The sequence below is a fragment of the Lapidilactobacillus bayanensis genome, from assembly GCF_003946695.1.
In the GTDB taxonomy this organism is placed as follows: domain Bacteria; phylum Bacillota; class Bacilli; order Lactobacillales; family Lactobacillaceae; genus Lapidilactobacillus; species Lapidilactobacillus bayanensis.
The window spans coordinates 1-14,828 of sequence record NZ_RHOX01000037.1 but is presented as its reverse complement, the minus strand read 5'-3'; the positions used below and the strand labels follow the sequence as shown (position 1 = coordinate 14,828).

11 protein-coding genes are annotated in these 14,828 nt (G+C 36.4%); all 11 read right to left on the bottom strand.

Annotated features, from left to right (window positions below; genetic code table 11):
- Positions 1-290 precede the first annotated feature (290 nt).
- On the bottom strand, positions 291-851 hold the full coding sequence (locus EKM65_RS10340; protein ID WP_164506917.1) for a DUF2264 domain-containing protein: 561 nt from the start codon (positions 849-851) through the stop codon (positions 291-293).
- 743 nt (positions 852-1,594) lie between these two features.
- Positions 1,595-2,482 carry an ROK family protein gene (locus tag EKM65_RS10335; RefSeq protein WP_164506916.1) on the bottom strand — a complete coding sequence of 296 codons (888 nt, stop codon included), beginning with the start codon at positions 2,480-2,482 and terminating at the stop codon, positions 1,595-1,597.
- Positions 2,483-2,609: 127 nt separating this feature from the next.
- The gene (locus EKM65_RS10330; RefSeq protein WP_125608184.1) at positions 2,610-5,618 is read right to left on the bottom strand and encodes an alpha-mannosidase; all 3,009 of its coding nucleotides are present in this window, start codon (positions 5,616-5,618) and stop codon (positions 2,610-2,612) included.
- 50 nt (positions 5,619-5,668) lie between these two features.
- Positions 5,669-6,787, bottom strand: coding sequence for a glycoside hydrolase family 88/105 protein (locus tag EKM65_RS10325; protein WP_225420455.1), 1,119 nt, complete (start codon positions 6,785-6,787; stop codon positions 5,669-5,671).
- Between the two features lie 6 nt (positions 6,788-6,793).
- Complete coding sequence (locus EKM65_RS10320; protein WP_125608182.1) at positions 6,794-7,618, bottom strand: carbohydrate ABC transporter permease; 825 nt, start codon at positions 7,616-7,618, stop codon at positions 6,794-6,796.
- The gene (locus EKM65_RS10315; protein WP_125608180.1) at positions 7,615-8,496 is read right to left on the bottom strand and encodes a carbohydrate ABC transporter permease; all 882 of its coding nucleotides are present in this window, start codon (positions 8,494-8,496) and stop codon (positions 7,615-7,617) included. Before EKM65_RS10315 ends, EKM65_RS10320 begins: the two co-directional genes overlap by 4 nt.
- A 76-nt stretch (positions 8,497-8,572) precedes the next feature.
- Complete coding sequence (locus EKM65_RS10310; protein WP_225420454.1) at positions 8,573-9,859, bottom strand: ABC transporter substrate-binding protein; 1,287 nt, start codon at positions 9,857-9,859, stop codon at positions 8,573-8,575.
- Positions 9,837-12,344, bottom strand: a complete 2,508-nt coding sequence (locus tag EKM65_RS10305) for a hypothetical protein (protein ID WP_125608178.1) — start codon at positions 12,342-12,344, stop codon at positions 9,837-9,839. The genes EKM65_RS10310 and EKM65_RS10305 overlap by 23 nt, the downstream gene beginning before the upstream one ends.
- Before the next feature lie 158 nt (positions 12,345-12,502).
- Entirely contained in the window at positions 12,503-13,369 is an 867-nt protein-coding gene (locus EKM65_RS10300) for a GRP family sugar transporter (protein ID WP_125608176.1), read from the bottom strand.
- A 27-nt stretch (positions 13,370-13,396) separates the two neighbouring features.
- Positions 13,397-14,266: an AraC family transcriptional regulator gene (locus EKM65_RS10295; RefSeq protein ID WP_125608174.1), complete on the bottom strand. Its 870-nt coding sequence runs from the start codon at positions 14,264-14,266 to the stop codon at positions 13,397-13,399.
- Positions 14,267-14,489: 223 nt separating this feature from the next.
- On the bottom strand, positions 14,490-14,828 hold a 339-nt coding region (locus EKM65_RS10290), incomplete at its 5' end, for an IS66 family transposase (RefSeq protein WP_164506915.1).

The window sequence follows — 14,828 nt, the reverse complement described above, 5'->3', positions numbered from 1 at the left end:
CACAGCACGCCCCGTTTCGATCAAAGCCGAAACGGGGCGTGTTTACTTTCAATGACGGTCGATTATTAACTGCTTACCTATGATTTGGGGCAAGCTCCAGGATTCTGCGATACTGAATCGCCATAATAAAAACCTCCAATATATTTGATATACGCGCTACTACACGCGTAATCAAATTATATCGGAGGTGATGTAAATTCTGAATGGTAACCTGTTGGCACAGAGTGGTAACTTTGATGGCATTCGGTGGCAATATCTATGGCAGAGGTGGTAACATTCCATGGCCGCCTTCAACTATTTAGGTAACAAGCATTTATGACCTTCAAATCACCATTCAATTGATCCTGACTATATGCTCGACCCAGCTTAATAAACGCAACATTAACTAATACTCTAAAAAACCGCCAATTGTTCTGATGTACATTGACTTGGTTGACCTGTTCAAGCCAACCATAGATATTATTTTGTTCCGTCAAATTTAATTGATCCCAAAAAACATTTTTTGTTTCAATCAATGTCACTGCCAGAGAGGCCATCTCGACAATCAACTGATCAAAATTCTCAATCTGACCCCAATATGTCGGATCGGTAGGGTCAGTACTGTGAATAATTGCATTCATATAGTATTTAAAATCATTGAGATCAAAGTCACCGGATCCGGCCAATGGTCCAACAGCCCACAAGGTTCGTAAAAATCCTTCAATTTGTGCCTCACCTGTCCCGTAGTGTGCAGCCGAGGTGCCAAATTTTAGCCGCCCATCATTCTGCTTACGATATTGCTTAGTTGGTAAAAATAATTGCTCAAAATAAGCTTGTAACTTATTCTTAGTCTGTATACTTACGATTTTCACGAGCCTTTCTATGAATTTCAGATTTTTCAGAACCAACAATCATAAACTATCTGATAACCGGTGAAACAAGACTATTATCATCATGTTTTACGATGACAGGCTTCGCTTTATTTCGTTATAGGAAAATTAATTTCTCACTGCGGACAAATGATATAATACAACAACGGAAAAATCAAGTGTATCCGCATCAAGGCCGAAACGGGACCTGTTCACGTTCAGTGATGGTCGATTATTTACTGTTTACTAGCTTAACAATTTCAAACACATCAACACTTAATAAATAAAATCACCCAATTTCAACAAGGGGATTTAATTATACACGCTGAAATTGGGTAAATTTTTGTTTATTATATTTTTAAACTTCTTGTGTGTAATTACACTAGCAATGACCCGATTGTATACAATCAAGTTGAAACTATCATTTTTTGCTCATTGACTATGATAAAAAGTCTCTTCTGGGTGGGCTAAATGCATCTAATAAATGCCCTCCATTTTCAAATGGTACGCACCCATGTATGATATTTTTTTCAAACTTTATTGAGTCCCCTGGTCCAACAAGTTTTACTACGGTTCTGCCCTCATCAGAAGTTACAAATTTAAATCTTCCTTTCAATACATCCGTTATTTGTTCATTTTAGTGCTGATGTAGCTGTATCATTTCAGTCTCAGACAAGGCATATTTAAATCTGACTAATACCAACATCAAACATTCTCCATATTTCAACTACCCTTAATCATCTCTGTCACATGCCATCAAAACGCAGATAAAAATTAAATATAGCACCAACTAAGTTTGAAGAATTGAGAAATCTACACGCCCGAATTGTTGGATTAATATCCCTAATTCCGCTTTGCCGTAATTTACTTAGAGTTATCTTTTCAAGCTTTTCCACAAATCCTGTACGCGCTGATATTCCACCACCTATCAATATCTTGGGTGGATCTAAAATCACACTTAAATTATAAAGTCCCGTGCAAATCGAATCATACATTTCATCTACTAATCGGCTTGCAAATAGATCCCCGTGTTCTGCAAAATTAAAAATATCGATTGCATCGTAATAATTCGCTGAAAGATTTTTAGACCTTGAAAACCGGGTTGCCATCTGAACTGGGCTTCCCAATTCACTGAGCGTTGCGCCATTCGAAAGTTTCATCCAGCCAAACTCTCCGGCATACAAACTATTGCCCACGATAATCCGTCGGTTATTTATAATAGCACCACCTATCTGTGATCCAATTACCATCATTATAAAATCGTCAGTATCCTTTGCTTCACCTTTCCACATTTCGGCCAATGCAGCACATTTAGCATCATTTTCAATCGCAACTCTTAAATTTAATGACCTTTCCAATTCATCAACAATTGGAAAGCGGTGAATATAGCCTATTGCGCTATCACCATATATAACGCCTTCCGGTTGATTAACGGCACCTGGGGCACTAATCGCAACACCCGCTACATTAGTTCCCTTGTGATGATGCCCTTCAATAATTTCAATAATTGCATTCTTCATTTTATCCCAGGTATCAGGTGTATCTCTCTGTGCCATATTGACCAATTTGTCATCGTCCCAAACACCCGACTTGATATACGTTCCGCCAATATCTATTGCGACAATATATCCCATTATCACCAACCCCATTCAAAATGAGTCGTTATTTTTATTGAGAACCCACTTCAGTTTAGCAGTCACACATTCAATGATATTCCCCCCTTGCATGATTAAAGAGTATGACGCAAGTACAATCACTGAATCAGTACTTAACTAGCAAAGTTTTTATTTCATATGGTCGAAAATCAACATCAATCCGCTGGTTTTTCATGGTATTACATGCAATTTCTTTAATCTCTACTTCTAACAAGTTGGTCACACACACTTCTTGAGCCATAATGTTAAGATTAAATGTATATTTGGTGGATTTCCCGACTGATTCAAAGAACCGTATGATTAGGCCACTATTATTTTCGGCAAATTTAACTGTCTCACAAAATACATTACTGTTTTCAGGTAAAGTTATGACATTATCAATTACGTCAACCGCACCTTTTATTACTTTTATCGGTCGATTAAGCCGATATGCCTCACGATAGATATTTTCATTTCTATAGTCTCCTTCATGTGGTAAGAGTGAATAAGTGAACTTATGCGTTCCCTTATCTATGGATTTTGCAGGATAATCTGTTGCCCTGAGTAAACTCAAAAAAATATCATTATTTTGAATAATATGCCCATATTTACCATTATTTAATAATGCGACACCGTATTCTTCTTCTGATAAATCAACCCACTTGTGTGCACACACCTCAAATTTTGCTTCATCCCAGGAATTATTGGGGTAATTTGGTCTAACAACATTACCAAACTGAATATCATAACACGCTTCGGCCATGGAAATACGTATAGGAAATCTTACCTTAAGCAGTTTGTGGTCCTCTTGCCAATCAACCTTAGTTTGAAAGTCAATACTGTTGCTATTCCGATATAAGACAATTGTCTGAGTCAATGAAGATGATAAAATTTGTTTTGTAATCTTTATTATCGTTCTATCCTGATCATTTTGAACAATATCAAAAGAGCTCTCGGTCTTGATCGGCGTAGGATATTTAAGCGACTTTTTATCAATATTCCACGCATCGAAGTCACGGGGATGATCCTTAAATATCAAGAATTGATTTCCAGTTTCTGATTCTCGTATAACATCTCTACCCAGCTTTTTAGAAAACAATTTATCTATTTCTCCAAATTTGTTAAATGAGATGATATAGTTTCTATTTTCCACGCATCGATTGCTTACTTCTGAAAGAGCTTTCGATTTACCAATTGGTTGAGCTTGGTCCAAATTTACCACCTTAACTCCTTGCGCAGGAATATTCGTTATTCTGTACTGATTGTCACCACATTCATATTCAAATTCTTGTTGAAACGGCGAATTATTGAAAAATGCAATATTGCTTGATTTGCGATCAAAACATTTTGAAATCTCGTCATTAATTATAGAATCGCAGATTCTCATCGATTCATGATATCTTTCGATTGCTTCATCATGCACCTTCTTAATTGATGTCCCTGGAAGAATGTCATGGAATTGATTAATAAGTTCTAACTTCCATGCATTTTCAAATTGCATATGTGGGTATGGCACTTGAAAATTAACATGCATAATTGAAGAAATTAGTTCAGTCATACTTAAAAGATTTTCATTTTGGCGATTTAATCTCTTAACTCGTCCATCTGTTGTATAGACGCCACGATGATTCTCCAAATATAATTCACCGGTCCACTGTGGTACAGTGTGATGCAAAACATTTTCATTCAATGCGTTAAAGAATTTACTTGGTGACGAATCGATCACGTTTGGCATCCCCAAGATCCCTCGTTTAAATACATTTGAGGAGTCAAGCATTTTTTCGGTGGGTCCGCCACCGCCGTCACCAAATCCATATAACTGAATAACATCATTGGAAATGTTCTTATTTCGGTATCTACTCCATGTACCCATTACTTGTGAGGCATTCATTCTTCCATTATAGGTTGTCCCAGTATCCATGTTTTCTGAGAAATCAGAAGTTGTCAAGAAGTGTGTCAGGACCTTTGAACCGTCAATACCCTGCCAAGTGAATGTATCATTTGGAATTTTATTAGTATCATTCCAATCTAACTTTGAAGTAAAGAAATAATCGATATCACAACCTCTCATGATTTGTGGAAGTGATGCGGGGAAGCCAAAACAATCAGGAAGCCAAAGAATGTGATTGCTTTTATGAAACTCTGATTTAAAAAACTCTTTTCCATATAATATTTGCCGAATCAGTGATTCACCACTTGGCATGTTGGTATCACTTTCTACGTACATGCTGCCTTCTGTTTCCCACCGTCCCTGTGCTACGTAAGCTTGGATTTGTTTATATAACTCAGGTTCAAGCTGCTTGACGAATTCATATAGAATTGGTGAGCTCGACATAAAGGTCATGTCCGGGTACTCACGCATCAAATAAACGGCATTCGAAAAGCTTCTGACCGCCTTTTCTTTGGTTTGATCAATTGCCCAAAGCCAACTGATGTCAATATGAGTATGTCCGACACAATGCTCAGTTACAGATGCGACTTGTTGATTATCCTGAATAAATTTCTTAACAATTCGAAGAGATTCATCAACATTATTATTCTCTACACCATCATGCTCTTGCACTTGAAAATATATTTGATTAATCTTCTCCAGAACGGATCTTATCTGAAAATGAATGTGTGTATACTCAGGGAAAATACTAAGGCTATCAACAAGAACATTAACTATAGAGGACAACTCATAAGTTGAAGTGTTTTTTCTGGCTATCCAACAGTTTAAATAAACATCTTTTTTACCCGTATTGGTATACATATTCATTTTTATTTCGATCGGGTCTTGACTACGCGGTAACCGCGCATAATTATGGTTGATGTCGAGTGAACGAACTAATTTATCATCAAATAAAAGTAGAATTTGCGGATTATTTGTGTTCCACATATCCGTACTGTCCGTGTTTACAAAGAAATAATATTCAGATGTTTTGCTGAGCAGTTTATCTACTGGAACTTGACACGTAATCTGATAATGCGTATCAAAATCACCAATGCCTTCGTCTGAGCTCAATGCTTTCCCACTCTGTACTTGTCTCCATCCAAAATATGGAACCTTGGAAATTTGAAATTTATCTATGGAAAATTCTTTTGTAAAGCAATTCTCTTCGAGGAGTCCTACTAATTCGTTGAAATATTTCTTCAAGGTATACCACCCTTATTAAACGCCTTTATTAAACGTGTAGTTTTAATAATTTATTTACTGATTTGGCGAATGTTTGCAATGTAGCCATTCAACGCACACAGCAACAGCGATTGTCCGTATGCCATTGGTTGAATGATTATTTTTTTATAATCATCACTATTTTCACTAATTACCGTCCCTGCAGAAACGCCTCTAACTGTCCCATCGGTATCAACAGTATCAACAAGTCCTTCAATGCTCTCATAACAAAATTTTTGATACGTTTCCTTATTCAAGAATCCATTCTTAATTCCTAAGAAAATGCCTGCGATAATACCTGCCGAGCCGGATGTCTCTATATAAGAAGTTGAGTCATCAACAATAGTATGCCACAGTTTCGTCTTACCATCGCGCATCCGCATTAGCGCATCCACTTGATTTTCAAATAAATTAAGTAAATATAATCTATTCGATGCCGGTATATCATCCCCAACAATTTCTAAGAACAGTGGAATTCCCATTGTAAGCCAACTGTTTCCACGACACCAAAAATTCCCACCAAAATTTGATGAATTAGTAAAATCCCAACCATGATAAAACAGTCCGGTTTTTCGATCAACTAAATATTTGGTATGCAATAACATCTGATATAATGCCTCATCAGACCACTTTTTATTGTGATTTTGTTTGCCCATTTTTGCGAGAAATAAAATCGCCATAAAGACGGTATCGGCCCAAATCTGATTATTCATTCGGTGTAACTCAGACTTATCTGTACCTGTTGTGATATGCTCCAACCCATTTTCCGAGGTTCTTGGTAACTGAGACACAATTTGTTCTGCCCATTGTATCGAAAGTTCGTGATACTGTGGATAATTCATTACTGTTAGCATAGGGCAAGTGGTATTAATATTGACTGCAGGGAGTCCCTTATCGATTTCCTTATCAATCCATTTTTTTATATATAAATCATATTTGCCGGCGTCCATTGATAACCCAAAAAGTCCAACCCCCTGTGGCCAATCCCAATACTCCATTCCAAAGTCTCTAGGATAATAACCGATTTTTTTTGCCTTTTCGGCACTTAACAATTGAAACTCTGCTTTATCTGGTTCTTTCAAATTCAACATCTTATCGACAACTAAATTAATAGTACTCATGACCACTTTGTCCAAATTTTTTTCTTTCATCTATAATTAACCTTTATCTCCAGACGCAGTGTCTGTCCCTACAATATATTTTTGTAAAATCATAAATAACACAGTGATTGGAATAATTGAAATCACAGAAGCTGCCAAAATCGAATTCCAGTCAACCCCCGTGTTGCCTATGAAGTTTTTAATTGCAATTTGAATCGTATATTTTTTTTGATCGGATAAAACCAGTAATGGCAAAATATAATCGTTCCATCTCCACATAACGCTGAATAGTGTCAACGTAACCGTCGTCGATTTGGCTAGGGGCAGCATAATCTTCCTAAATATATACAACTCACTCGCACCATCAATTCTGGCGGCCTCTACAAACGACATTGGAACCGACATATAATACTGTCGGTACATAAAAATACCGGTTGTCGTCGTAACCACGGGCAAGATCACACCCCAGATGTTGTTATAAAGTCCCATAAAACTAATTACCGAGAATTGTGAAATAGTCAGTGTCTCGCCTGGAATTAAGGTGCCGAGTAAGAACACTCCAAATACCAAGTTTGTATATTTAATGCTGTCGCGATATATTGCCAAGGCATATCCACACATGGCGCTGATAGCCAGTGTGATAATTGTGCCCACAACCGCCAAGAAAAGACTATTATAAATATATCCAAAAAAACCACCTGAGATCACACTCTTATAATGATCAATTGTAAAATTTTTAGGAAATAACCGTAGTGGATAAGAAAACAGTTCACTAGATGGTTTAAAAGAACTCAAAATTAGCCAAACTATTGGAAATAGAATCAACAGCGCAGAAACAACACTAATGGTAGTCAAAAGTATGCTAGATTTATTCTTTTTCATTTCGTAAATTCCCCCCCTTCGTTCACTTTGAATTGGATAAATGCAATTACAGCGAAAATAATCATAATAACAACAGACATTGCTGCAGCATACCCGTATAACGATTGATTAAATCCTTTGTCGAAAATATATTGAATAACAAATGTTGTACTTGTTCCTGGTCCACCTTGTGTTACACCTTGTATCAAGGCATATTCTTTTAATAAATTAACAGTGCTTAATAGAGTCACTAGGAATGTTGTTGGCATCAGTAGTGGTATTGTAATTTTTAACAACCTCTGCCATGCGCTAACCCCGTCTATCTCGGCTGCCTCGTATACATCGTGGGAAATATTATTAATAGCTCCAATATAGATAATCATATAAAATCCCGTTGACGCCCAGGTACTTGCAAGGCTGATAATAAATGTAGCCAATGCTGGCTGTCTTCCCCATGCAACAGGTTGTCCTCCAAGTTGTTGGATAAGAAAATTGATCAAACCGTATTCCTGACTGAACATCCAGTTTATTGTAATACCAACAACGAGAGAAGAAAGCAAGACAGGAATATATATTGCAGTTCTTGAGAATGTCTTGAATTTTACTTTATCAGACGTAAGCAAGACTGCCAATAATAAGGGAATAATCACCTTAAACGGGAGATTAACAATTGCATAAATAAATGTCTTTAGTAATGCAGAATAAAATCTTGAATCGGTCAACGCCTCTTGGTAATTTGAAAGGCCAATAAAGTTCATGGTTTTCCAACCATCGTAATTCGTAAATGATAAGATGATATTCAATATCAACGGAATTATGAAGAAAACAAAGAACAGTAACCCACTTGGAAATATAAGCATCCAAAATGCATGGCTCATTCTATTTTTACGCTTTTGCATAAATTCATTCACTTCCTATGTCTTAAAACCATAATCGCCAAAAGAAGAACTCCATCTTTTGGCGACTACGGATTTCCTATTTAACTGCCCAATCTGACTTCTTACTTAAATCCTGTGCAAAAGCGTCTAAAGCACCTTTTGCACTCATTTCGCCACTTACGGCCTGTTTCAAATAATCGCGATATTCATTATCCAAATAGTTTCTCCATTGCGATTGTTCATCAACTAAAAATTGATCCGTAACATGATCAAGTTCCGATTGTAATATCTTGTAATCCGCTGCCACATCAGGATCCTTATCTACATATGAAACATCCTTTACAAATGAAATACCCTTGTCGTTTGTCAAATATTCTTTTAAGTTTTTATCTTTGTATAACCATTTTAAGAATTGAACTGCGAGCTTCGAATTCTTTGCAGACTTCGGGATTGCTAAACTGCTACCACCAGAAATTACAGATTGTTGTTCCGACCCCTTTGGAGATGGCATAACTCCAAAGTCAAATTTTGAAACATCTGTATTCAATGGTTCATAATTCCAAGTTCCAGACAAGTAAATTCCAACATCACCGTTTTTAAAATAATCTGCCGGGTTGTCGCTTGAGCCACCAGTCCAAATAACTTCAGGCATTACACCACTCTTATTCAGACTAATAAACTTTTGTAATGTCTTAACATTTTTATTGCTGTTAATCGTAACGTCAAAAGTTTTACCGTCCTTTTTTACCATCGATCCACCATTGCTATACATCAAATTATCATAACGAGCACGAGAAAAATCAACGGCTAGCCCATATTTTACATCGCCATCCCTTTTTAATCTTTCTGCATTTGCATAAAGCTCATCTAAGGTCCACGGATTATCAACAGTTGGTGCCGTTATTCCAGCCTTTTTAAACGCGTCTTTGTTATAGAAATAGCATGATAGTGTGTACTGATTAGGAGCACCCAGCACTTTTGTATCTGTATAATCTTGGTTGATAACTTTTAGTGCTTTTTCATCAAAAATTGAAGTATCCATTTTCTTTGAAAGATCTGTAAACTCATCTGGATAAAGCATCATCAACCGAGTTGTTGCAACGATATCAGGAACATCTTTATTCTTTAGCATTAACGGAAACTTTGTTAGTTGATCATCATAGGGAATAACTACTGTCTTTAGTTTATTACCTGTTTCTTTTGCCCATTTCTTAAATGCATTATTCAACGCATTAGTTTTCGATGGTTCTTCAGAAAGTAAGACTGTGAGTGTTTTACTCTCTTTGGCATCACTACTCGTTTTCTTATTTGAATTACCGCATGCACTTAATCCAACAAGCACTGCTGCTACACCCAATAAACTAGCTATTTTTTTCATTGACATGATCTATTTTCCTCCCAATGGAAATATTCAAGTTATAGTTCTGCAAATAATCCACTTTCTGATTTGCTCTAAATAGCATTCCATTCATCATACTGACATTACCGTACTCAAAATCATTAATAGAAATTGCATTATCTTCAACATCGATAACTTCAGTCTGGATCAATCGAATAAATCGATTAAAGCTCCCAACTTCACTTTTAGACGAACATTTAATAATCATAGATTGTGATTTTCCCGATGCTTTAATCTCCCTTCCAAAAATTGCACTCTCCCAACTTCTTTCGTAGTCATTCGAAAAGAATACTGCCAAATAAGCTTCCCCTTTCCTTATTATTACCCAGTGTTTCTCTTCTAAAATCTCATCTAAATCCCAATAAGGTAAATACAAATGAATAAACTGATAATCGCTCTTGCTAAGGTCATATCTTGCAACCAACAAATTATTATATTGATGAACAAGTGGTAATACATCATTTCCGGCCCAATAGCTTGGTCTACCCTCACCGCTATACTCGGACTCCCCTGGATTATTAATCCATAGAATCGTACAATCTCCTAAAGAAACATTTAATATATGTTGTTGATGTCCTCTGTCAAACGCACAATAATTAACGGCACTTGCCATTGAGTACTCTTTGGTTTTATACAGGTACGTAAGCGCTTTATTTTTTCCTTGTAAATATTCTGCTCTCAAATACTGTCCAGTTTGTGGTATCAAGTATTTATCATACGTTTGTGGAGGTTCATAGTCTGTCATTGCTAACAAAGCAGAAGCGCGCAACGCATTATTAAAATATCCATTTCCCCAAATAATTTGAATGATATTTGAAATTTCACCCAATTGCATTGCTTTTAAGTTATGTTCATAAACCCTTCCAAAGGTAGATGTCATCGTTCCTTTGTGATAATTAAGTGCGATAATATCGAATGAATAGTCTAGCGCTCTTTTTGCAAAATCACGTATCTCTTCATCTGGAGCAGATAAATACAGGCTAAGAAATCCAATAAAATCAATTGGTAAATACGTTGTCGAATTCCATTCTGAAAAGCCATACTTAAAGAACGCTGCAAACCATTCTCTTAATCGTTGCTTTCCAATTTGATATTGATCGCTTCCCAGACGTCCACTGACACCAAATTTTTCATCTTTATATTGATACCCAGCAAAATATTGGGAAACGTGAAATAATAACGCGTGATTTTCGCTGAAATACCACATTACATCGTTTCCGGGCTCATCAATCCAATAACGGAAATTTAGGGCAATCTCTTTCATTTTCGAATGAAAGGCTATAGGGAAACGATCGGAAAACTTATTATAGACTGCAAGCAGTGGTGCTAATACAAAATCAGAACAATCACCCTTTTGCTCCACTAGTTTAAATGCGCTCTTATACTTCTGATAAAAATCCATATCATTCGCTTTATTTAAAAACACGTTTGAGAGGGCAACATTAATATCTTCTAACTTCAGCTCTGAGAAGTAGTGGATAGCCTGATGCTTGCGCTCTTCAATGCTGTTTCCATTTACAATCGATAAGAATTTGTTTTTATTGTAAATTGAGCAAGATAATTGTCGACTCATCCAGGAACCATCTGACAATTCAACATCAAGTTGAAACTTCGTAAAACCAGCAGTTGGAAAGTCTTCAACCTTTGCAATCACTAAATCACTTTTTTCTCTATGCAATGTCAACGACATATTTTTTACAACAAAATCAGTAATATCACCATCTTGTGTCTCAGAATGTACATATTCAGTCTTAGGGTTGGTCCTGATTTGAACGACATAATCAGAGCTACGAGCACACGGGCCAAAATTGATTGATACATTTCCATCTAGAAAAATATCTCTTTCGAGATGTGCATTTTGTAATAATTCTTCAACCCCGATGTATTCAGATGAGTCCACCTTGATAGGGATATAACCATTTAGTTGAGTGACGCTTTTACTAATGAGCTGAAAGAAAAAACTGACATCGCGCTCTGCCAAATCTTCAAAATAAACAACGATTTCATTATCTCCCGTGTTTAATTGAAGACTAAACTCTTTACAGGATGGATGATTTCTAGAATACGGTGCATACATAAACTGTTTATCGCCATTTACCCAGATAATTACTGCCCCACACGTTTTTATTTCAAATTGATAATCGGCGTTATTTCCTGCTATGATGTGTGTGCTTGCGTATGTGTATATCTTATGTGGTACAGATATAAACGTAGAAAAATCAACTCGATCTCGTTCGAAGGGAGTATAAACATTTCTAAACCCATCTTCTACTAAAGGAACATTGCCTAAATCATTATTCTTTAAAAAATGAGTTCGAACAGGGTATTCCACTTCGTAATAACCCTCATTAGGGCTCATTTCCGCACTCATCGTATCCATCGGAGTTTCCACCTTGCTAACTTCAACGTTCCGATAGTTAAATCTCTTAATTGATTCATTTTGACCAATTGTAAAATTTACTTCTCCCATCTACTGTCCTCCTCATACTATTATTTTTTCGTCTCATGAGACCGCTTACTACACAGCATACTGTATCTTTATTCTCACAAAAAATATCACACAATAACCGCAAAAAATAAGCGAAAATTGTCATCACTCCACTTAGTAATTGCCTATTGTATTTTTCTTCAAATAAGCATGAGGACTACTGACCCAACTACGATACAGCCCAACCCAACATATAGCCGTTTTGGATTGGCATGATTTTCATGTAGGATAAAAATACCCAAAATCGAAGAAATGACAACGTTCATTTGCGATAAAGTAAATGCTACTATTAATCCATTATGCTGTAATGAGTACACATAAGCAGCAGCCGCAATGCCAAATAACAAACCTCCAAGGGTTAATTTTTTAATTCTTTTAACATAAATTTGTTCACCACGCACTCTCGAGAAGTGAAAAGATAAAATACTCGATGCAAGCAACATGCCTATTGCCTGAAAGATATATTTTGAATATACTGTTGTCTCATTAGCAGAAAGAAAGTTTGGAATGACTGAATATCCCCAATAACCAATCGTTGTTAGGATTAATGAAATATATGATTTACGGTTAATTGACCCAGATTCATTTTGTTGTGTGGAACGACCGGCAGAAAATAATATACCAATTATAATTATCACAACGGCACTTATTCCAAGCATTATTTTCGCATTGTCTCCCCACTCATCAAACAGCACTACTCCAAAAAATGTATTACCAACAATTTGTAGCCCACTGGATAGTGGCATTGCCTTACTAACGCTGATACTTGCATATCCTTGATACTGCCCCCACTGTCCAACAGCCCACATAAGACCTGATAAAATACACAGTATAATTACGGATACATCACCCTTTATAGGAACGAAAACAAATAGAATTGATGCCAGCAACATATTTCCAATTGTCGTTCCTAAGAGTTGCTCATCGGCACTTCCACCAAGTTTTACCAGAACTACTGGAAGTATCCCCCAGCCGATTGCCGGTATAATTCCGAATAATAAATCCATGCCTCGTGTCCTATTCTTAATTATTTCCTAATCGAGCTTCTTTTTCTTCAACCAGTACTGTTTTGGCGAGCTTCCTTGTAGTGCCTTAAACTTCTTTATAAAGCCAGACTCATCCTTATAACCAACTCGAAAAGCGACCTCTCGAATTGAATAGCCCTTCAGAATCAACGCTCTTGCTCTCATAATTCTCGTATAGGTAATAAATTCTAACGGCGTCATTCCCATATAAAACTTAAAAATACGTATAATCGTTGATTTACTAATATAAAATTGTCGTGAAATAACTTCTAGCGATAAATCCTCGCCAATATTTTCTCGCACATAATGGACAATTCTAGTTAATAATTCATTCTGCGAGTAATCACGCTTTATTCCAATTGACTGATCCCTGCTGAAATGCTCCGTCAAAAAAATTAGTAATTCGATAAACTTTTGACGAACCTTCAATCCATATAACGTATCCTCCATTTTGTGTCGGCTAATTACATAAAGCTGATTCAATAACTTTGAGAAATTTGTTTGATCATCAAGACTGAACTGAATACAATTAACGAAATCGTTTGGTCGCTGATTGAATATTCGCAATAACTCAGGATAATCCACAATGGCAAACTCCAAAAAACCTGGTTTAAACAAAATAAAATAGCGCTCATAACTAATTTTTGGATCGACAACCACACGATGAATCTCTTGAGAATTAATCACTGCAACTGATCCCTGATTACAAATGAACTTCTTATCATCAATGTAATAGCGTGTATTATTGCAAAGTGTGAAGTGGATTTCGTATCCATCATGAAAATGTGGTCTATCCATTTTATGATCAGTTGTTATTTTATGATCGATATAAAAATCATCATCTAGTAATACGGTATCTACATTACTTAAATCCTGCAAAGTATCACCTCATTTATTCTTTAGTGTATTTTATATGACAATTAGGTGCATGGTTAGTTCTATTGTAACCGATTTCAAACGTGAAAAGCAGTTCCTTCTGATGAAAAAATACGCAATAATTGTCACGTCGGATTAAATTATTAGTAAGCAGTTAATAATCGACCGTCATTGAAAGTAAACACGCCCCGTTTCGGCTTTGATCGAAACGGGGCGTGCTGTGTTATTATGCAATTTGCTTTTTGCTTCTTGGCTGTTGATTCCATGGCAAATAAGCATCCACCTGCTCATCTCTAGCAAATACAGATAACTGTGACATTTCATGTAAAAGATCTTCAATATATTTGCGTGGGTCACGACCATTGGCCTTGGCAGTTTCGACTATTGTCATCCAAATTGCGTTAGCTTCGGCACCTTCTGGACTTGTGGCGAAGAGCCAATTCTTTCGCCCAATTACGAATGACTTCATATTGCGTTCGGAGGCGTTATTACTTAGATCGATTTCTCCGAAATCCAGAACCCTGTTGATGAGTGCTCGCTGATTTTGGGCATAGGTTACGGCGAT